Source organism: Caballeronia sp. PC1 (genome assembly GCF_021353155.1).
In the GTDB taxonomy this organism is placed as follows: domain Bacteria; phylum Pseudomonadota; class Gammaproteobacteria; order Burkholderiales; family Burkholderiaceae; genus Caballeronia; species Caballeronia cordobensis.
Map to the genome: position 1 here is coordinate 1,925,318 of NZ_JAJUBH010000001.1, position 20,036 is coordinate 1,945,353.

Sequence of the window (20,036 nt, forward strand, 5' to 3'; positions counted from 1 at the left end):
GCGCGCCCGACGCCGCGGCATGCATTCGCCGGTTTGACGCACGGCCGTTCGCGCGGTGTGCGGTTTCCTGTCCGATGCGGCGCCCTCTAAAGGTTGCGGCATCCTGTCGATGTGCCTGGCTTCGCAGCTTCTGAGAGGAACCCAACGTGACGTCTTCTGGATCGGCTCGCCCGACGCGCCGCAATGCCGCATCGCCCCAGTCTTCCTCCTCCGACGCGCCCCGCCCGGCGTCGTCGCCCATCGTCACGAAGGCCGCGAAGGCCGCAACCGCGGTGAAAGCGTCGAAAGCGGCCATCGCGCCGAAGCCGGCGAAGAAAGCCGTTGCCGCGAAAACCGTTCGCGCGAAAACGCCGCGCGCGAACGGCACACCGGCGCCGAGACCCGCGAGCCGCACGCGCGACGACAAGGACCGCCCGCTCTTCGAAGACATCCGCTTTCTTGGCCGGCTGCTCGGCGAAGTGCTGCGTGAACAGGAAGGCGACGCCGTGTTCGATGTGGTCGAGGCCATCCGTCAGACGGCCGTGAAATTCCGCCGAGAGGACGACGTCGAGGCCTCGCAGACGCTCGAAAAGAAGCTGCGCGCCTTGTCGCCGGAACAGACGGTTTCGGTCGTGCGCGCGTTCAGCTATTTCTCGCATCTCGCGAATATCGCAGAAGACCGTCATCACAATCGGCGCCGCCGCATTCACGCGCTCGCCGGTTCCGGCTCGCAGCCCGGCACGATCGCCTATGCGATCGAGCGCATGCGCGAGCACAAGAACATCAGCGCGACGCGCAAGATGCTCGAAAAATTCTTCGGCGATGCGCTGATCGTGCCCGTGCTCACCGCGCATCCGACCGAAGTGTCGCGCAAGAGCATTCTCGACGCGCAGCACGACATCGCGCGCCTGCTCGCCGAGCGCGATCAGGAACTGACCGCCCGTGAGCGCGCCAATAACGCAGCCGTGCTGCGCGCGCGCGTGACCTCGCTCTGGCAGACGCGCATGCTGCGCGACACGCGCCTTTCCGTGACCGATGAAATCGACAACGCGCTGTCTTACTATCGCGCGACTTTTCTCGCGGAAATTCCCGGTCTTTACGCCGATATCGAAGCCGCACTCGCCGAGCACGGCCTGCCCGTGCGCCTGCCGCCGTTCTTCCAGATGGGTAGCTGGATCGGCGGCGACCGCGACGGCAATCCGTTCGTCACGGGCGAAACGCTCGAAACCGCGATCACGCGTCAGGCGATCGTGATCTTCGAGCACTATCTGGAAGAGGTGCACAAGCTCGGCGCGGAACTGTCCGTATCGAATCTGCTGGCCGGTTCGAGCGATGCATTGAAAGCGCTCGCCGATGCCTCGCCCGATCAGTCGCCGCATCGCACGGACGAGCCGTACCGGCGCGCGCTCATCGGCATCTATACGCGGCTTGCGGCGAGCGCGCGCGTGCGGCTCGGCGAAGGCGTGGTTTCGGTGCGCAGCGCGGGACCGGGCGCGCCGCAGATTCGCGCGACGCCCTACGCCGATTCCGCCGAGTTCGTGCGCGATCTGCACGTGCTGGTCGATTCGCTCGCCGAGCATCACGGCGAGTCGATGTCGATCCTGCGTCTGTCGCCGCTCGTGCGCGCGGCGGAAGTCTTCGGCTTCCATCTCGCGAGCATCGACTTGCGGCAAAGCTCGGACATCCACGAAGCCGTGATTTCGGAACTGCTCGCGCGCGCGGGCGTGGTCGCGGATTACGCGTCGCTATCCGAAGAGCAGAAGCGCGACGTGCTGCTGAAGGAACTCGCGCAGCCGCGTCCGCTGCGCCTGCCCTATGCGCAGTATTCCGACCTCGCAAAGAGCGAGCTCGGCGTGCTCGAAGCGGCCCGCGAGACGCGCGAAAAATTCGGCGCGCGCGCGGTGCGCAACTACATCATCTCGCACACGGAAACCGTCAGCGACCTGCTGGAAGTGATGTTGCTGCAGAAGGAAACCGGCGTGCTACACGGCTGCCTCGGCGCGAAGGACGACTCCCCGCGCGACGGCCTCATGGTGATCCCGCTGTTCGAGACCATCGCGGATTTGCGCAACGCGCCCGTCATCATGGGCGAGTTTTTCGCACTGCCGGGCATCGACGCGCTCATCGAGAATCAGGGCAACGAGCAGGAAGTGATGCTCGGCTATTCCGACAGCAACAAGGACGGCGGCTTTCTCACGTCGAACTGGGAGCTGTATCGCGCGGAACTGGCGCTCGTCACGCTCTTCACGGCGCGCGGCACGACGCTGCGGCTGTTCCACGGCCGCGGCGGCACGGTCGGACGCGGCGGCGGCCCGACCTATCAGGCGATTCTGTCGCAGCCGCCCGGCACCGTCGACGGGCAGATCCGCCTCACCGAACAGGGCGAAGTGATCGCGAGCAAGTTCGCCAACGCGGAGATCGGGCGGCGCAATCTGGAGACGGTGGTCGCCGCGACGCTCGAAGCCTCGGTGCTGCCGCACGAAAACGCGCCCGCGCAACTGCCGCAATTCGAAGCGGCGATGCAGACGCTTTCCGACTCCGCGATGGCCGCGTACCGCGCGCTCGTCTACGAGACGCCCGGCTTCACCGACTACTTCTTCCTCTCGACGCCGATTTCGGAAATCGCGGAACTGAACATCGGCAGCCGGCCGGCTTCGCGCAAGCTGCAGGACCCCAAGCAGCGCAAGATCGAGGATCTGCGCGCGATTCCGTGGGGTTTCTCGTGGGGACAATGCCGTCTGCTGCTCACGGGCTGGTACGGCTTCGGCAGCGCGGTGACGGCCTATCTCGACAAAGCCGGCTCCGACGATGAACGCGCGAAGCGCCTCGCCATGCTGCGCAAGATGCACAAGACGTGGCCGTTCTTCAAGAACCTGCTGTCGAACATGGACATGGTGCTCGCGAAGACCGATCTCGCCGTCGCGTCGCGCTATGCGCAGCTCGTCAGCGACAAGAAGCTGCGCAAGCTCGTCTTCGACAAGATCGTCGCGGAGCATCAGCGCACGTGCGACGTGCTCGGCGAAATCACCGGGAAAGCCGATCGTCTCGCCGACAACCCGCTGCTCGCGCGCTCGATCAAGAACCGCTTCCCATACCTCGATCCGCTGAATCACCTGCAGGTGGAATTGCTCAAGCGCCACCGCGCCGGCGATCAGAACGTGCGGCTGCGGCGCGGGATTCACCTGACGATCAACGGTATCGCGGCGGGATTGCGCAATACCGGCTGATGCGCGTGCCGGGCGAAGCGGCGTCAGTCGCGCCGCTTCGCCTCGATCATCATCGCGTCCAGCTCGAACGAGCCGTCTTCCTCTACGCCGAAGTACTGGCGCACTTCATCGGGCGCGTTCTTCCACATCGATCTGATCGCCGCGACGCGCTCGGGCGGCGTGCGCATGCGCGCAACCCACGAATCGAATTCGAGCGGAATGCGCCAGCGTTCGGTCACGCGCGCGTCGAAACCGGCGGCGTCGAGCATCGCGATCCATTCGTCGGCGCGATAGTCGCGGATATGCGATGCATCGCGCAGGAGTTCGATCGCCTGAATGTGCGTGTCGTAGAGCGGATCGTCGATGCCCGCGATATCGATGAACTTGAGCCGCCCGCCCGGCTTCAGCACGCGATGCGCTTCTTTGAGCGCCGCCGGCACGTCGCGCCAGTGATGCGCGCTCATGCGGCTCACGGCCCAGTCGAACGAGGCATCGTCGAACGGCAGCTTTTCCGCCGCGCCCTGCTGCGTGCGGATCGTCGCGAGGCCGCGATCTTTCGCGGCGGCATCGACGGTGGCGAGCATCGGCGGCGCGATGTCGTAGGCGACGACTTCGCGCACGTGCGGCGCGACGGCAAAGCTCGCGTGACCGGCGCCGCATCCCATGTCCAGCACGCGCGCATTGCCGCACGTCGCGGCGAAGGTCGCGGCGAGGTTTTCCAGGTCCGCGCCGCTCGCGTGAACCTGGCTCGTGAGATAAGCGGCGGCGGTCGAGCCGAACGCGTCGGCGACCTGATCGTGGTGTTTCATCGTGGGCTCCTAGGGGCGTGTGCCGCTACAATAGAGCGCGCTTTGTACCAGTACAAGTTGAGCAGATATCCTGGTATCCGAAACACCAGCCGACGCAGTCCGTATGAGCCGCCCCGAACATCCAGAACCTCAGACCGAAACCGCCGCGCACGCGCTCGGCGAATTCATCCGCGCGCATCGCGAACGGCTTTCGCCGCAGGCCGTCGGGCTCGCGCCCGGACCGCGCCGGCGCACGCCGGGATTGCGCCGCGAGGAAGTCGCGCAACTGTGCGGCGTAAGCCCGACCTGGTACACGTGGATCGAGCAAGGCCGCCCGGTCTCCGCGTCCGCCGACGCCTTGGCGCGCATCGCGGTCGCGCTTCAGCTTTCGCGCGCCGAACGTGCGTATCTGTTCGAGCTCGCCGCCCAGCGCGATCCCGCCGAGCCGGACCCCGCCTCGCAGGACGCGCCCGCGGCGCTGTTGCAGACGGTCGCGCTGATCGGCGCGCCGGCCTACGTGCTCGACCGTCAATGGAACGCGCTGCGCTGGAACGAGCATGCGGCCGATCTCTTCGTCGGCTGGCTCGACGGCGCGAACGACCGCAATCTGCTCACCTACACGTTCACGTCGCCGGCGGCGCGCGCGCTGATCGTCGATTGGGACACCCGCGCGCGGCGGCTCGCAGCCGAATTCCGCGCCGATTCGATCCGCCATCTGAACGATGCGCCGATGCGCGCGCTCATCGACTCGCTCTCCGCCGCGAGCGATGCCTTCGCCCGCTACTGGGCGTCGCAGGACGTGTTCGAGCGCGAAGGCGGCGAGCGCGCGTTCGATCATCCGTCGCGCGGGCGGATCGTGTTCAATCAGATCACCTTCAAGCCGGCGCACCGCGAGGATTTGAAGCTCGTGATTCTGGTCGGGTCGCCATAGTGTCGAATGTTAAAATTCCAGACTTCCCGAAGCAGAAACGAACCCAACTCCGTTGAGAACACCATGACGTCCCAACTCCACAAAAAAGGCGAAGCCTGGTCGGCTCGCTTCTCCGAGCCGATGTCGGAGCTCGTCAAGCGCTACACGTCGTCGGTGTTCTTCGATAAACGTCTCGCGCTCGTCGATATTCAAGGCTCGCTCGCGCACGCATCGATGCTCGCGGCGCAGAAAATCATCAGCGCCGACGACCTCGCCGCGATCGAGCGCGGCATGACGCAGATCAAGGGCGAAATCGAGCGCGGCGAGTTCGAGTGGAAGCTGGATCTGGAAGACGTGCATCTGAATATCGAGGCGCGTCTGACGGCGCTGATCGGCGATGCCGGCAAGCGCCTGCACACCGGCCGCTCGCGCAACGATCAGGTCGCGACCGATATCCGTCTGTGGCTGCGCGGCGAGATCGACCGCATCGGCGCGTTGCTCAAGGACTTGCGTCTCGCGCTCATCGACATGGCCGAGAAGCACGCCGACACCATCATGCCCGGCTTCACGCACTTGCAGGTCGCGCAGCCGGTGACGTTCGGGCATCACCTGCTCGCGTACGTGGAGATGTTCTCGCGCGACGCCGAACGCATGCAGGACGCGCGCAAACGCGTGAACCGCCTGCCGCTGGGCGCGGCGGCGCTCGCGGGCACGAGCTATCCGATCGACCGTCAGGCGGTCGCCGCGACGCTCGGCTTCGACGGCATCTGCGCGAATTCGCTCGACGCCGTGTCCGACCGCGATTTCGCGATCGAATTCACGGCGGCCGCCGCGCTCGTCATGACGCACGTCTCGCGCTTTTCCGAAGAGCTCGTGTTGTGGATGAGCCCGCGCGTGGGCTTCATCGATCTGGCGGACCGTTTCTGCACGGGCTCGTCGATCATGCCGCAGAAGAAGAACCCCGACGTGCCCGAGCTCGCGCGCGGCAAGACGGGCCGCGTGAACGGTCATCTGATGGCGCTGCTTACGCTGATGAAAGGCCAGCCGCTCGCGTACAACAAGGACAATCAGGAAGACAAGGAACCGCTCTTCGATACCGTCGATACCGTCGCGGACACGCTGCGCATCTTCGCGGAAATGGCCGCGGGCATCACGGTGAAGCCGCAGGCGATGCGCGCGGCGGCGTTGCAGGGCTTCTCGACCGCGACCGATCTCGCGGACTATCTCGTGAAGCGCGGCCTGCCTTTCCGCGACGCGCACGAAGCGGTCGCGCACGCGGTGCGTATCTGCGACGACCGCGGCTGCGACCTCGCGGATTTGTCGCTGGACGCGATGCGTATCGAGTTGCCGAACGTCGCGCATCTCATCGGCGAGGACGTGTTCGAGTATCTGACGCTCGAAGGGTCGGTCGCGAGCCGCAATCATCCGGGCGGCACCGCACCCGATCAGGTGCGCGCGGCGGCGCAGGCGGCGCGCGCGGCGCTGTGATGCCCTGACGCTTCGTGCTTCGAGACAAGGCCGTCCGCAATGACGGCCTTTCTTTTTGCCGCGTGCGTCTTCATGTCTCGACCCCGCGCCGATTAATTTCGGGATAATCCGATGGTCGTCCACTGTGCTCATCGAAACGCCCGGCCATGATCATCCGTCCCAAGCTCAACTGGTTCCGGCTGCTGTTCGTATGGCGCGGTTCGGTGCTGCCGCAACTGCTGCCGCGCCTCGGGCTGATCTTCGCGCTGTCCGTCGCGGCGATTTTCATGCACGACCACATGCGCCACTATCCGATCGGGCTCGGCACGCCGCCGTTCGCGCTCGTCGGCATCGCGCTCGCGGTGTTTCTCGGCTTTCGCAACAGCGCGAGCTACGAGCGCTGGTGGGAAGGCCGCAAGCTGTGGGGCGCGCTTCTCAACACGTCGCGCTCGCTCGGGCGGCAGGCGCTGTCGCTGCCCGATCCGCGCGATGCGGCCGAGTCGCGGCGCTTTCTGAGCGCGCTGGGCGCACTGGCGCACGCGCTGCGTCATCAGTTGCGCGGCTCCGACGCCCTCGCCGATCTCGCGCCGCGCCTGCCGCCTGAACTGCATGCGCGCGTGGCGTCGGCGCAATTTCGGCCCGCCACGATCATGCTCTGGCTCGGCGAATGGGTCGCCGATCGCAAGCGCCAGGGCGCCATCGACGGCTACGCGCTGCTCGCGATCGAACACAATCTGAATGCACTGTCCGATGTGATCGGCGGCTGCGAGCGCATCGCATCCACGCCGCTGCCGTTCTCGTATTCGGTGATGATCCACCGCACCATCTATCTCTTCTGCGCGCTGCTGCCTTTCGGGCTCGTCGATGGCGCGGGCCTGCTGACACCGCTTTTCGCGCTGCTCGTCGCCTACGCGTTCATGGCGCTGGAAGCGATCGCCGCGCAGATCGAGGACCCGTTCGGGCTCGAAGAAAACGATCTCGCGCTGAATGCGATCTGCGAGGCGATCGAGGTCGCGTTGCATGACATGGCGAAAGATGCGGGTTTTGAGATGCCGCCGAAACCCTTCGCGCCGCCGCGCGATTTCATTCTCGACTGACACTTTCACCAAACGACACAATCAGTTTCACGCTCCTGGATGTTGTGCATGTACGACTTCGTTCATAATCGCACCGACTCATCCCGGAGGAAAAGTTTTGAAACTGTTCTACAAAGCAGGCGCCTGTTCCCTTGCATCGCATATCGCGCTCGAAGAATCAGGATTGCCTTACGAAATCGAAGCCGTCGATCTCAAGACCAAGCTCACCGCGAGCGGCGCGGATTTCACCCAGATCAACGCAAAGGGCTACGTGCCCGCCCTCCTGCTCGACAACGGCGAATTGCTGACCGAAGGCCCGGCGATCATGCAGTATGTCGCTGACCAAGTTCCGGCGAAGCATCTCGCGCCGCTCAACGACGGCATGGCGCGTTATCGCCTGCAAAGCTGGCTCACGTTCATCGGCACGGAGCTGCACAAGAACTTCTCGCCGTTCTTCAACCCGGCTGCGAGCAGCGACTGGAAAGCCGCGGCCATGGCGAATCTCGAGCGCCGTCTCGGCTATGTCGCGCAACAGGTCGACGACAAGCAGTTCCTGCTCGGCAACGAATTCAGCATCGGCGATGCGTATCTCTTCACCGTGCTCGGCTGGGCGAAGCACATCGATCTCGATCTCGGCAAGTGGCCGGCGCTCGTCGCGTATCAGGAACGTGTCGGCGCGCGTCACGGCGTGCAGGCGGCAATGAAGGCCGAAGGCTTGCTGTAATCGGTCATCGAGCCTCGAATGAACAAACGGCCCTTGCGGGCTAATGCCGTTCAGTTAAGACTGAACGGCATTTTGTTTTTGAGCGGTAAGTAGTGGTTGTAAACGAGGCGCCGCGCTGTTAACTTGACGGCGCGATGCTTTCCAGCCACCTGACTTTTCTTCTCGAAGCGCAGCAGCCGGCCGATCCGAGTCGGCTGGCCGAGCATTTGCCGTATGAGTGGATCGAGCGAGCGGTTCAGGCCACAGGAGTGGCGAGCATCCGGCGTCGCCGGCTGCCGGCCGAACAGGTGGTATGGCTCGTGATTGCGCTGGCGATGTATCGACACTGGTCGATCAGCGAAGTCCTGGATAATTTGGATTTGGCCCTGCCTGACAACGCAGCACCGTTTGTGAGCAAGAGCGCGGTGGCACAGGCACGACAGCGCATCGGCGAGGCCCCGCTTGCATGGCTGTTCGAACGCACGGCGCGCGCCTGGTGCACACAGGACGCGGTTCACCACGGGTTCAAAGGGCTGAGCTTGTGGGCGATGGATGGCACTACGCTGCGTATTGCCGACAGCCCTGCCAACCGCGAGCACTTTGGTGCCCAAGGCTATGCCAGCGGCAAGGTCGCCAGCTATCCTCAGGTCCGGGCGGTCACGCTGACCTCCATTCCGACCCACCTGGTCGCCGACGTGAACTTCGGCCGCTACGACACCAATGAAATGGTGTATGCCAAAAGCCTGCTGCCGCAGGTGCCGGACGATTCACTCACTGTGTTCGACAGGGGTTTTTTGGCCGCTGAGATCTTGTGTGGCCTGACCATGAATGGCCGCAATCGTCACTTTCTGATTCCGGCCAAGTCCAATACTCGCTGGGACGTTATCGCGGGCACCGCTGAGGATGCGACCGTGCGCATGCGCGTCTCTGTTCCGGCACGCAAGAAGTGTCCTGCACTGCCTGAGTTCTGGCAGGCGCGCGCGATTCGCACCATCGATGCGCGCGGGCGCGAACGCGTGTTGCTGACCTCGTTGAGCGATCGCCGACGCTTCAAACCGGCCGATATCGTCGCCTGCTATGAGCGCCGCTGGCAGATTGAAACCAGCTACCGAGAACTCAAGCAGTCGATGCTGGGGATGGAACTGACCCTGCGTAGCCGCACAGTCGAAGGCGTCTATCAGGAAATTTGGGGAGCCCTGATTGCCTACAATCTGATCCGTCGCGAGATCGCCAATGCCGCCTTCGAAGTGAAACTCGCTCCAACGGACATCAGCTTTGTGCGCGCCGTCCACACAATCCAGCACGAGATGATGTGGGCCGCTGTCACCCCTGCGTTCGCCAAGCTGCCCGCATGCCTTCAGCGACTGCGCGAACGGCTGAAGGCATTGCCAAATGAAAAACGACCCGGCCGCACATGCGAGCGAGTCGTCAAATCGCGCCCTTCACGTTACTCCGTCCGGTACCTTAGAAAGGACCTTAACTGAACGGCATTAGCCCTTGCGGGCCGTTTGTTCTTGCATCACGTCAATCGCGCACGCAATCGACGAAATACTCGATGCGCCCGTTGATCATCTCGCCGACGAGCCCGTGGATATCCGTATGGAAGCCCGGGAAGCGCTCGTTGAACTCGCGCGCGAAACGCAGATATTCGACGATCGTGCGGTTGAAACGCTCGCCGGGAATCAAGAGCGGAATGCCCGGCGGATACGGCGTCAGCAGGATCGACGTCACGCGCCCTTCGAGCTCGTCGATCGGCACGCGGTCGATCTCGCGGTGCGCGAGCTTGGCGAACGCTTCGGAAGGCTTCATCGCCGGCTCCATGCTCGACAGATACATCTCGGTCGTCAGGCGCGCGATGTTGTTCGCGCGATAGACACTGTGAATCTGCTCGCACAGATCGCGCAGGCCGATGCGCTCGTACGACGGATGCTGCGCGACGAACTCCGGCAACACGCGCCAGAGCGGCTGATTGTTGTCGTAGTCGTCCTTGAACTGCTGGAGCTCGGTGACCATCGAGTTCCAGCGGCCCTTCGTGATGCCGATCGTAAACATGATGAAGAACGAGTACAGCCCCGTCTTCTCCACGATGATGCCGTGCTCCGCCAGATACTTCGTGACGATCGCGGCCGGAATGCCGCTCTCGCCGAACTCGCCGTCCACGTCGAGTCCGGGCGTGATGATCGTCGCCTTGATCGGATCGAGCATGTTGAAGCCTTCCGCGAGCGGGCCGAATCCGTGCCAGCGGTCGTTGGGCTTGAGCATCCAGTCCTCGCGGTCGCCGATGCCCTCTTCGGCCAGCGCGTCCGGGCCCCAGACCTTGAAGAACCAGTCGTCGCCGTATTCGGCGTCGACCTTGCGCATCGCGCGGCGGAAATCGAGCGCTTCCGCGATCGATTCTTCCACCAGCGCCGTGCCGCCCGGCGCTTCCATCATCGCGGCGGCCACGTCGCACGACGCGATGATCGCGTATTGCGGCGACGTCGACGTATGCATGAGATACGCCTCGTTGAAGCGATGACGGTCGAAGGTGCTGTTCTCGCTGTCCTGCACGAGAATCTGCGAGGCCTGCGAAATGCCCGCGAGCAGCTTGTGCGTGGAGTGCGTCGCGAACACGAGCGCGCCGGTACGCGGACGGCCCGCGCCGATCGCATGCATGTCCTGATAGAACGAGTGGAACTCGGCGTGCGGCAGCCAGGCTTCGTCGAAATGCAGCGTGTCGAGCATGTCGCCGAGCAGGTCCTTGATCATCTCGACGTTGTAGATCACGCCGTCATAGGTGCTCTGCGTGATCGTCAGGATGCGCGGCTTGATCTTCGGGTTCTTCGCCAGCGCCTCGCGCGCGAACGGGTTCGCCTCGATCTTCCGGCGGATGTTTTCCGGCTTGAATTCGTCGCGCGGAATCGGTCCGATGATGCCGAAGTGATTGCGCGTCGGCGTGAGGAACACGGGAATCGCGCCCGTCATCATGATCGCGTGGAGGATCGACTTGTGGCAGTTGCGGTCGACCAGCACGATATCGCCGGGCGCAACCGTCGCGTGCCACACGATCTTGTTCGACGTCGAGGTGCCGTTGGTCACGAAGAACAGGTGATCCGCGCCGAAAATGCGCGCCGCGTTGCGCTCCGAGGCCGCGACCGGGCCGGTGTGATCGAGCAGCTGGCCGAGTTCTTCCACCGCGTTGCAGACGTCCGCGCGCAGCATGTTTTCGCCGAAGAACTGATGGAACATCTGGCCGAGCGGATTCTTCAGGAACGCAACGCCGCCCGAGTGCCCCGGACAGTGCCATGAATACGAGCCTTCGTCCGCGTACTGCACGAGTTCCTTGAAGAACGGCGGCGCGAGCGCATCGAGATACACCTTCGCTTCGCGGATCACATGGCGCGCAACGAATTCCGGCGTGTCCTCGAACATGTGGATGAAGCCGTGCAGCTCGCGCAGGATGTCGTTCGGCAAATGGCGCGAGGTGCGCGTTTCGCCGTACAGGAAGATGGGGATGTCCGCGTTGCGGCGGCGCACCGCGTTGATGAACGCGCGCAGCGCCACGATGGCCGACGCGAGTTCCGGCGTGTCGCCCTCGACCACGACGTTGTCCGCGTAGGGCAGCAGTTCGTCGTCATCGATCGAAAGAATGAAGCACGACGCGCGGCTCGACTGCTGCGCGAACGCGGCGAGATCGCCGTAGCTCGTCAGGCCGAGCACTTCGGCGCCTTCTTTCTCGATCGCCTCGGCGAGCGCCCGAATGCCGGAACCCGAAATATTCTCGGAGCGAAAGTCTTCGTCGATGATGACGACGGGAAAGCGGAACTTCATGAGGCGAATCTCCAGAATGGAAACGACCGCTGGCCGGGACGCGATCCCGAGGCGAGCGGTCTTTCGACAAGCTTTAGTGCGTGCGCGTTCTATTAAGCGCGATCAGGTTTTCGGCAAGGTCACGCCGTGCTGCCCCTGATACTTCCCGCCGCGATCCGCGTACGACGTCTCGCAGATCTCGTCGCTTTCGAAGAACAGAACCTGGGCGACGCCCTCGTTCGCGTAGATTTTGGCAGGCAAAGGTGTCGTATTCGAGAATTCGAGCGTCACGTAACCTTCCCATTCCGGCTCGAACGGCGTCACGTTGACGATGATGCCGCAGCGCGCGTACGTGGACTTGCCGAGGCAGACGGTCAGGCACGAGCGCGGAATGCGGAAGTATTCGACCGTGCGCGCGAGCGCGAAAGAATTCGGCGGAATGATGCAGACATCACCCTTGAAGTCGACGAACGATTTTTCATCGAAGGCCTTCGGGTCGACGATCGTGGAATTGATGTTCGTGAAGATCTTGAATTCGTCCGCGACGCGGATGTCGTAGCCGTAGCTCGACGTGCCGTAGCTCACGATCTTGCGGCCGTCCTCGGCCACGCGCACCTGATCGCGCACGAACGGCTCGATCATCTTGTGCTCTTCCGCCATGCGGCGAATCCACTTGTCGGACTTGATGCTCATAGGGGGCGTTACCTGGCTGTGAAGGCTGCGGGCTTGTGACGCCGCGCCGTCTGACGAACGAAAGCGCGTATTTTACGCGATTGGTCGAGCGGCCGAGACCTGCGTGCGTGTCGCCGCGCGACTAGCGGCGGATCACGCCGCAGGCGAGCGCCGGGCCGACGTTGTGCGGGGCGCTCGCATACGGGTCCATGGCTTCGCGGTGCAGCATGATCGCCCGCGAAATGACCGAGCGCACGCCGTCGAGCGAGACGTCCGTCGCCACGATGAAGCCCGTGGCCGAACCGGTTGCGTCCGCGTGGATATTGCCGAGCTCGCCTTCGAGGCGCGCGCTTGCCTTCCGGCGCTCGGCGGGCAGCGCGAAGACCGGGCTCGCGTCCTGATCGTTCACGGCGATGCAATCGCCGCGCTCGTGCACGGCGAGCGCGTGATCGCTGTTCGGCGGCATGTCGGTGAGACTGTACGAGACCTGGACGCCGTCCGCGCGCTCGATCAGCGTGACCGTGCCGCGCGCCGCGTTGCCGGGCGTCGGCTGAAGCACCGCGTCCGCGCGTTTCTCGTGATTCTGGAAGATGAGGCCGCAACCGCTCAGCATCACGCTGAAAACGGCCATCGCGATCAAGGCGCCCGGCGTCCTTGCTGCCCTCCCGTCGAATCTGTGTCTCATGCGATCCTCTCGGCGGCCCGCGAACGCCCTTTGCGTCCGCGCTGCCGCGCATCGAAGGCGACATGATACCGCGAGCCGCATTGCACAAGGCTCGCGAAGATTCGTCGGAATGCTCGAAATCAGGTGTTCTGCACGACGATGCTCGGAAACTTCGAGGTCATGTCGCGCTGACGCTCGGCAATCGAAATCGCGACGCGTCGCGCGATCGCGCGATACGTTTCCGCGATGCGGCTGTCCGGGTCCGACACGACGGTCGGCCGGCCCGTATCGGTGCGCTCGCGAATGGCGATATCGAGCGGCAGTTGCCCGAGAATCTCGACGCCGTATTCCTTCGCCATGCGCTCGCCGCCGCCCGCGCCGAAGATGTGCTCCTCGTGGCCGCAGTTCGAGCAGATGTGCGTGCTCATGTTCTCGACGATGCCGAGAATCGGAATGCCGACCTTTTCGAACATCTTCAAGCCCTTCTTCGCGTCGAGCAGCGCGATGTCCTGCGGCGTCGTGACGATCACCGCGCCCGTCACCGGCACTTTCTGCGACAGCGTGAGCTGAATGTCGCCCGTGCCCGGCGGCATGTCGACGACGAGGTAATCGAGATCCTTCCAGTTCGTCTGGCGCAGCAGTTGTTCGAGCGCGGACGTGACCATCGGGCCGCGCCAGACCATCGGGTTGTCCTGCTCGATCAGAAAGCCGATCGAATTCGCCTGGATGCCGTGGCCTTCGAGCGGGTTCATCGTCTGGTTGTCGGGCGACTCGGGGCGCCCCGTGATGCCGAGCATCATCGGCAGCGAAGGGCCGTAGATGTCGGCGTCGAGCATGCCCACCGATGCGCCTTCGGCCGCGAGCGCGAGCGCAAGGTTGGCGGCCGTCGTGCTCTTCCCGACGCCGCCCTTGCCCGACGCCACCGCGATGATGTTCTTGACGTTCGGCAGCAGCTTCACGCCGCGCTGCACCGCATGCGCGACGACCTGCGACGACACGTCCACGGCGACGTTCGCGACGCCGGGCACCTGCCGCAGCGCGGTCTCGACCTGCTCGCGGATGGCGCCGAACTGCGTCTTCGCCGGATAGCCGAGCACGACGCTCACCGCGACGTTCCCGCCATCGACCGTGACATTGCGCATGCTTTTGGTATCGGCGAACTTGCGGTTGGTGTTCGGATCGGTCAGTGTGGCGAGTGCGGCGTCGATCTTGGCGCGGTCAATACTCATCGGGACTCCATTGGAACGGTTGTTGCTTATCGCCTTCGGCGGGCGCAACAGACTGAAGAAATTGAAAGTAATTGTTAACGCCATTGCGCCCGGCGGCTCGTGCACTGCACTATGCCGCTGCAAATCTTTCCGGGGACGCATCGAATCGGGCAGATGGACGTCTTTCTCATTATTGTAGAGGCTCGTTCAAAGGCTCGTCCGAAGACCCTTTCGCACTGTCGGCACCGTTTGCCGAATCCGCTTGTCGATTCAAAGGAGATCGTAGATGAACACTAAACTCTTGACCCGTCTGTCCGTATTCGTCGTCGCTGGCGCGCTGCTGGCGGGCTGCCAGACGCAACAGGGCACCAACACGGCGGTCGGCACCGGCGCTGGCGCGGCAACCGGCGCCGCCATCGGCGCGATCTTCGGCGGCGGCAAGGGCGCGGCGATCGGCGCGGCTGCGGGCGCGGCCACGGGCGGCATCGTCGGCTACAACTGGCAGTCGATCAAGAACAAGATTTCGGGCGACTCGAAGGGTACGGGCACGCAAGTGACCGAACAGCAGGACGGCTCGCTCAAGGTGAACATTCCGAATTCGATCTCGTTCGACACGAACAGCTACGCGATCAAGCCGTCGTTCGATCCGGTGCTCAATTCCGTCACGCAGACGATGCAGCAGCATCCCGAGCTGATCGCCAACGTCATCGGCCATACGGATAACACGGGCCAGCCGGCGTACAACCAGACGCTGTCGCAGAATCGCGCGCAGAGCGTCGCGTCGTACATTTCGACGCACGGCGTCCCGGCGCAGCGTCTGTCGTCGCAGGGCATGGGCCAGAACCAGCCGATCGCGGACAACTCGACGGAAGCCGGCCGCGCGCAGAACCGTCGCGTGGAAATCTATTTGCGCGCGACCGCGCAGCCGGGTCAGCAAGTTCAGTAAAGCGCTTGATTTGAAAGAGGAAACCGCCGCCGCGACGGTGGCGGCGCGAACCGGCCGGCAAGTGCGCGCATCAGGCTGAAAAAAATTTGAAACTTGGGCGTGCGGCGCTTGTCTGTTCTTACGGTAGGTGGATGGCGAGGCCATCACCTGCCATTCTCCTCTTGTCGTTGTTGCTCCGGGGCCCGATTGGACCCCGGTTTTTTTTGCGCGCGCGATTTTGCGCGACGCTCACGCGACCGAGATATTCAGGCGCTTGCCGAGCGAACGGAAAGCCGCCTCGATCGCTTCGATCTTCGACGAATGACGCGGGTCGAGCAGACGGTCCACCTGAGGCATATGCACGTTCAGACGGCGCGCGAGTTCGGACTTGCGCACGCCCTGGCGGATCATTTCGTTCTGAAGCGTCGCCAAAGCCCCGCCACGCCACCCTGCTAAAATCAAAATCCGCGTTTTTTCGCAACCCACGCATTTCAAACCCCAGGCCGCGCCCTCTATGTCAGCACCGATTTCAGCCACTGCCTCCGCCGCGCCGACCGCTTCGGCCCACGAAAGCGGCCGCCGCCAGATCCTCGTCACGTCCGCGCTGCCGTATGCGAACGGTCAGATTCATATCGGCCACATGGTCGAGTACATTCAGACGGACATCTGGGTTCGGGCGCTGCGAATGCATGGCCACGAGGTCTACTACGTCGGCGCCGACGACACCCACGGCACGCCGATCATGCTGCGCGCCGAGAAGGAAGGCATCACGCCGAAACAACTGATCGAGCGCGTGTGGAAAGAGCACAAGCGCGACTTCGACAGCTTCGGCATCTCGTTCGACAACTACTATTCGACCGATGCCGAGGAAAATCGCGTGCTGTGCAACTCGATCTACACCTCGCTGCAGGAGGCGGGCCTGATCGAAGCGCGCGACATCGAGCAGGCTTACGACCCGGTCAAGGAAATGTTCCTGCCGGACCGCTTCATCAAGGGCGAGTGCCCCAAGTGCGGCGCGAAGGACCAATACGGCGACAACTGCGAAGTCTGCGGCTCGACCTATCAGCCGACCGAACTCATCAATCCGTATTCGGTCGTCTCGGGCGCGACGCCGATCCGCAAGACGTCCACGCACTACTTCTTCAAACTGTCCGATCCGCGCTGCGAGCAATTCCTGCGCGGCTGGGTCAGCGGCCTCGCGCAGCCGGAAGCGACCAACAAGATGCGCGAGTGGCTCGGCGACGAGGGTGAAGCGAAGCTCGCCGACTGGGACATCTCGCGCGATGCGCCCTACTTCGGCTTCGAGATTCCCGGCGCGCCGGGCAAGTATTTTTACGTCTGGGTCGATGCGCCGGTCGGCTATTACGCGAGCTTCAAGAATCTCGCCGACCGCGCGGGCATCGACTTCGATGCGTGGATCGCGCCCGGCTCGAAAGCCGAGCAGTATCACTTCATCGGCAAGGACATCCTGTATTTCCATACGCTGTTCTGGCCGGCGATGCTCGAATTCTCCGGCCATCGCACGCCGACGAACGTGTTCGCGCACGGCTTTCTCACCGTCGACGGCGCGAAGATGTCGAAGTCGCGCGGCACGTTCATCACCGCGCAGAGCGTGATCGACACGGGCCTCAACCCGGAGTGGCTGCGCTATTACTTCGCGGCGAAGCTCAACAGCACGATGGAAGACATCGACCTCAATCTCGATGACTTCCAGGCGCGCGTGAACAGCGATCTCGTCGGCAAGTACGTGAATATCGCGAGCCGCGCCGCGGGCTTTCTGATCAAGCGTTTCGACGGCCGCGTGCAGGACAGCGCGATGCATCATCCGCTGCTCGGTCAACTGCGCGCCGCGATTTCGCAGATCGCCGCTTTCTATGAATCGCGCGAGTACGGCCGCGCGCTGCGCACGACGATGGAACTCGCCGACGCCGTCAACGCCTACGTCGATACCGCGAAGCCGTGGGAGCAGGCGAAAGACCCGGCGAACGCCGTCGCGCTGCACGAGACATGCAGCGTGAGCCTCGAAGCGTTCCGCCTGCTGTCGCTCGCGCTGAAGCCGGTGTTGCCGAAGCTCATCGAAGCGGTCGAGTCGTTCCTCGGCATCGCGCCGCTCGTCTGGGCCGACGCCGCGAAGCCGCTGTCGTCGGAAAGCGCGATCAATGCGTACAAGCATCTGACCACGCGGGTCGATCCGAAGCAGATCGAGGCGCTGCTGGCGGCCAACCGCGAATCGCTCGCGCCGGCCGCGGAGACGGCGACAGCAACGGCGGCCGCCGCTCCGGCCAAGACCGTCGCGAAGAAACAGGACGATGCCGGCGTCATTTCCATCGATGACTTCGCGAAGGTCGATCTGCGGATCGCGAAGATCGTCGATTGCAAGGCGGTCGAAGGCTCCGACAAGCTGCTGCAACTGACGCTCGATGTCGGCGAAGAGAAGACGCGCAACGTGTTCTCCGGCATCAAGTCGGCGTACCAGCCGCAGGATCTGATCGGCAAGCTCACCGTGATGGTCGTCAATCTCGCGCCGCGCAAGATGAAGTTCGGCCTGTCCGAAGGCATGGTGCTGGCGGCGTCGGCGGCTGACGAGAAGGCTGAACCGGGCCTGTATATCCTGGAGCCGCACGGTGGCGCAAAGCCGGGCATGCGCGTGAAGTAAGGCGCGCCGTCCCGACGTCGCGCCGTCACGAAAAGGCTACGCACAACTGAACTGCACCCCAAAAGTTGGACACCCGTTCAACGATTTGGGGTGTTTTTTCATGAGCAAGTACAGCGCACGACTCAAGCGCAGAGTCGTTCAAGACTATTTATCAGGCGAGCGCGGCGGTTTCGGAGAGGTGGGGCGTCAACATGGCGTGGGCCGTGGCACGGTGCATAAATGGGTGGCGGCGTGGCGGGCGCATGGCGAGGCGGCGTTTAAGAAGAAGTACAGTTTCTACGACGGCCCATTCAAACTGAAGGTGCTGCAGTTCATGCACACCAAGGCTCTGTCGTGCCGAGAGACGGCCGCGATCTTCGATATCCGCAATCCGAGCGCGATTAATGTCTGGAAGCGCCGGTATGATTCGGGAGGTATGCAGGCCCTTGAGCCGCGCCCCCGAGGACGCTCCGTGAAGCAACCCAAGTCATCTGCGCCAGCTGTTTCGTCCAAACCCGACGAGGCCCGCACGAAGGAAGAGCTCCTGAAGGAGCTGAACTATCTGCGCATGGAGAATGCGTACCTAAAAAAACTCGATGCCTTGATCCGCTCGGAAAGCCCTACAGCGCAGCGCAAAAAGCGCAAGTAGTGGCCGGGTTGAGGCATGAGTTTGCGCTCGACGGCCTGCTGAAAGTGGCCGGCCTGGCGCGCAGCACGTTCTACTACCAATGCAAGGCTTCACGCAAGGCGGACAAACACGCGCAGCTCAAGGCGCGTATTCGTTCTGTGTTCGAGCAGCACAAAGGGCGTTATGGCTATCGACGCATTACTCACGCAGTCCGGCATTTGGGCACGGTTGTGAATCACAAGACCGTCCAGCGGTTGATGCACCTCATGAAACTGAAGTCGCTGGTGCGCCCGAAGAAGTTTCAAGCCTTCCGCGGACGGTGGGACGGGTTGCGCCGAACGTGCTGCAAAGACAGTTCGATGCCGCGGGGCCGAACCAGAAGTGGGTCACCGATATCACTGAATTCCGGGTGGGCGAGCGAAAGCTTTATCTATCGCCGGTGCTGGATCTGTATAACGGCGAGATCATCGCCTACGAGACGGCCACTCGTCCGGCATTCGCGATGGTCGCCAACATGATCAAAAAGGCATTCAGAAGGCTGGAAGTCGATGATCGCCCCTTGGTCCACTCGGATCAAGGCTGGCACTATCAGATGGGCGCTTACCAGGCGTTGCTCTCGCAACGAGCCCTGACGCAAAGCATGTCGCGCAAGGGCAACTGCCACGACAACGCCACCATGGAAAGCTTCTTCGGCACTTTGAAGTCGGAGTTCTTCTACCCCAACCGCTTCGAGAGCATCGAAGCCCTTCAGGCCGGAATCAGACGCTACATTCACTACTACAATCACCACCGCATCAAGCTGAAGCTGAAAGGGCTGAGTCCTGTGATGTACAGAACTCAGCCCTTAGCGGCCTAGCCCAAAACTGTCCAACTTTGCGGGGTCAGTTCAAACGTGCGTGGCCTTTTTTTATGCCAATTGGCAAGCGTTGATTCTTCTGCGCGTCTGCGTTTTACTCTGCTTTCCTGATCAAATAAAAAGCAGACGCGATGACAGATGAACAACGCAGGGATTCATCACGCGCGACGGCGCCAAACGGTGCATTCGTCGACATTCCCGGCGGCAAGCGCACCGATTTTCCCGATGGCAGTCAATTGATCGAAGGCCGGGATGGAGACAAGTACATCCTCACCGAGGACGGCAGCATCAGCGGGACGATCCCCGAGATTCGTCAGGTGCAGATCGGCGATCTCGCGCAGGTTTTACGGCATGACGTCGTGACCACGTCTGACACGACCTCTCACACGCTGCATTTCATCGGCGGCGGCGTGCTCGCATTTCTGCATCATCGCGATGGCCGCGGCATGTCGTTCGAAGCAAGCCGGATCATGTTGCGCACGCTGCCCAATGGCGTATTCGTTGTCTGTGGCAGTCATGCCTGATCCGGC

15 protein-coding genes and 1 pseudogene are annotated in these 20,036 nt (G+C 63.2%); 10 read left to right on the forward strand and 6 right to left on the reverse strand.

The features are described from left to right. Nucleotides 1-146 precede the first annotated feature (146 nt). The gene (ppc, locus tag LY284_RS09315; RefSeq protein WP_041730188.1) at nucleotides 147-3,206 is read left to right on the forward strand and encodes a phosphoenolpyruvate carboxylase; all 3,060 of its coding nucleotides are present in this window, start codon (nucleotides 147-149) and stop codon (nucleotides 3,204-3,206) included. 23 nt (nucleotides 3,207-3,229) lie between these two features. Here ppc and LY284_RS09320 read toward each other — a convergent pair whose 3' ends face one another. Then, nucleotides 3,230-3,994, reverse strand: coding sequence for a class I SAM-dependent methyltransferase (locus LY284_RS09320; RefSeq protein WP_014190700.1), 765 nt, complete (start codon nucleotides 3,992-3,994; stop codon nucleotides 3,230-3,232). Nucleotides 3,995-4,097: 103 nt separating this feature from the next. Between LY284_RS09320 and LY284_RS09325 the strand changes: the two genes are divergently transcribed. The 5 genes from LY284_RS09325 (at nucleotide 4,098) to LY284_RS09345 (ending at nucleotide 9,613) form a co-directional block, all read left to right on the forward strand. After that, a complete protein-coding gene (locus LY284_RS09325; protein ID WP_014190699.1) occupies nucleotides 4,098-4,904 on the forward strand; it encodes a helix-turn-helix transcriptional regulator in 807 nt (268 codons plus the stop codon). A 63-nt stretch (nucleotides 4,905-4,967) separates the two neighbouring features. After that, nucleotides 4,968-6,371 (forward strand): argininosuccinate lyase, encoded by a 1,404-nt coding sequence (gene argH / locus LY284_RS09330; protein WP_014190698.1) that lies wholly within the window; start codon nucleotides 4,968-4,970, stop codon nucleotides 6,369-6,371. Between the two features lie 146 nt (nucleotides 6,372-6,517). Further along, on the forward strand, nucleotides 6,518-7,447 hold the full coding sequence (locus LY284_RS09335) for a bestrophin family protein (RefSeq protein ID WP_014190697.1): 930 nt from the start codon (nucleotides 6,518-6,520) through the stop codon (nucleotides 7,445-7,447). A gap of 97 nt (nucleotides 7,448-7,544) precedes the next feature. Beyond that, complete coding sequence (gstA, locus tag LY284_RS09340) at nucleotides 7,545-8,150, forward strand: glutathione transferase GstA (protein WP_014190696.1); 606 nt, start codon at nucleotides 7,545-7,547, stop codon at nucleotides 8,148-8,150. A gap of 134 nt (nucleotides 8,151-8,284) precedes the next feature. Beyond that, entirely contained in the window at nucleotides 8,285-9,613 is a 1,329-nt protein-coding gene (locus LY284_RS09345) for an IS4 family transposase (protein ID WP_233385838.1), read from the forward strand. Nucleotides 9,614-9,653: 40 nt separating this feature from the next. Here LY284_RS09345 and LY284_RS09350 read toward each other — a convergent pair whose 3' ends face one another. The 4 genes from LY284_RS09350 to apbC form a co-directional block, all read right to left on the reverse strand. Beyond that, nucleotides 9,654-11,939, reverse strand: coding sequence for an arginine/lysine/ornithine decarboxylase (locus LY284_RS09350; RefSeq protein WP_014190694.1), 2,286 nt, complete (start codon nucleotides 11,937-11,939; stop codon nucleotides 9,654-9,656). Between the two features lie 102 nt (nucleotides 11,940-12,041). Further along, nucleotides 12,042-12,611 (reverse strand): dCTP deaminase, encoded by a 570-nt coding sequence (dcd, locus tag LY284_RS09355; RefSeq protein WP_014190693.1) that lies wholly within the window; start codon nucleotides 12,609-12,611, stop codon nucleotides 12,042-12,044. A 121-nt stretch (nucleotides 12,612-12,732) separates the two neighbouring features. Beyond that, complete coding sequence (locus tag LY284_RS09360; protein ID WP_014190692.1) at nucleotides 12,733-13,275, reverse strand: superoxide dismutase family protein; 543 nt, start codon at nucleotides 13,273-13,275, stop codon at nucleotides 12,733-12,735. Between the two features lie 119 nt (nucleotides 13,276-13,394). Beyond that, complete coding sequence (gene apbC / locus LY284_RS09365; protein ID WP_014190691.1) at nucleotides 13,395-14,483, reverse strand: iron-sulfur cluster carrier protein ApbC; 1,089 nt, start codon at nucleotides 14,481-14,483, stop codon at nucleotides 13,395-13,397. Between the two features lie 265 nt (nucleotides 14,484-14,748). On the opposite strand from apbC, the gene LY284_RS09370 reads away from it, so the two are divergent. Further along, on the forward strand, nucleotides 14,749-15,408 hold the full coding sequence (locus LY284_RS09370; RefSeq protein ID WP_014190690.1) for an OmpA family protein: 660 nt from the start codon (nucleotides 14,749-14,751) through the stop codon (nucleotides 15,406-15,408). A 228-nt stretch (nucleotides 15,409-15,636) separates the two neighbouring features. Here LY284_RS09370 and LY284_RS39030 read toward each other — a convergent pair whose 3' ends face one another. Then, nucleotides 15,637-15,924, reverse strand: a complete 288-nt coding sequence (locus LY284_RS39030) for a hypothetical protein (RefSeq protein WP_175582449.1) — start codon at nucleotides 15,922-15,924, stop codon at nucleotides 15,637-15,639. On the opposite strand from LY284_RS39030, the gene metG reads away from it, so the two are divergent. From metG to LY284_RS09390, 3 genes and pseudogenes are all read left to right on the forward strand, one after another. Continuing rightward, a complete protein-coding gene (gene metG / locus LY284_RS09380) occupies nucleotides 15,902-18,043 on the forward strand; it encodes a methionine--tRNA ligase (protein ID WP_041730186.1) in 2,142 nt (713 codons plus the stop codon). The two genes, LY284_RS39030 and metG, sit on opposite strands and share 23 nt — an antisense overlap. Before the next feature lie 100 nt (nucleotides 18,044-18,143). Beyond that, nucleotides 18,144-19,506 (forward strand): annotated as a pseudogene (locus LY284_RS09385) (IS3 family transposase). 131 nt (nucleotides 19,507-19,637) lie between these two features. Continuing rightward, entirely contained in the window at nucleotides 19,638-20,030 is a 393-nt protein-coding gene (locus LY284_RS09390; protein ID WP_014190687.1) for a hypothetical protein, read from the forward strand. Nucleotides 20,031-20,036: the final 6 nt, after the last annotated feature.

Bases quoted from the DNA above. Each gene is read 5' to 3' on its own strand.
- metG (WP_041730186.1), top strand. From the start codon at position 15,902: ATGTCAGCACCGATTTCAGCCACTGCCTCCGCCGCGCCGACCGCTTCG.
- LY284_RS09320 (WP_014190700.1), bottom strand. From the start codon at position 3,994: ATGAAACACCACGATCAGGTCGCCGACGCGTTCGGCTCGACCGCCGCC.
- dcd (WP_014190693.1), bottom strand. From the start codon at position 12,611: ATGAGCATCAAGTCCGACAAGTGGATTCGCCGCATGGCGGAAGAGCAC.
- LY284_RS09335 (WP_014190697.1), top strand. From the start codon at position 6,518: ATGATCATCCGTCCCAAGCTCAACTGGTTCCGGCTGCTGTTCGTATGG.
- LY284_RS09370 (WP_014190690.1), top strand. From the start codon at position 14,749: ATGAACACTAAACTCTTGACCCGTCTGTCCGTATTCGTCGTCGCTGGC.
- LY284_RS09345 (WP_233385838.1), top strand. From the start codon at position 8,285: ATGCTTTCCAGCCACCTGACTTTTCTTCTCGAAGCGCAGCAGCCGGCC.
- LY284_RS09360 (WP_014190692.1), bottom strand. From the start codon at position 13,275: ATGAGACACAGATTCGACGGGAGGGCAGCAAGGACGCCGGGCGCCTTG.
- apbC (WP_014190691.1), bottom strand. From the start codon at position 14,483: ATGAGTATTGACCGCGCCAAGATCGACGCCGCACTCGCCACACTGACC.
- LY284_RS09350 (WP_014190694.1), bottom strand. From the start codon at position 11,939: ATGAAGTTCCGCTTTCCCGTCGTCATCATCGACGAAGACTTTCGCTCC.
- LY284_RS09325 (WP_014190699.1), top strand. From the start codon at position 4,098: ATGAGCCGCCCCGAACATCCAGAACCTCAGACCGAAACCGCCGCGCAC.
- argH (WP_014190698.1), top strand. From the start codon at position 4,968: ATGACGTCCCAACTCCACAAAAAAGGCGAAGCCTGGTCGGCTCGCTTC.
- LY284_RS09390 (WP_014190687.1), top strand. From the start codon at position 19,638: ATGACAGATGAACAACGCAGGGATTCATCACGCGCGACGGCGCCAAAC.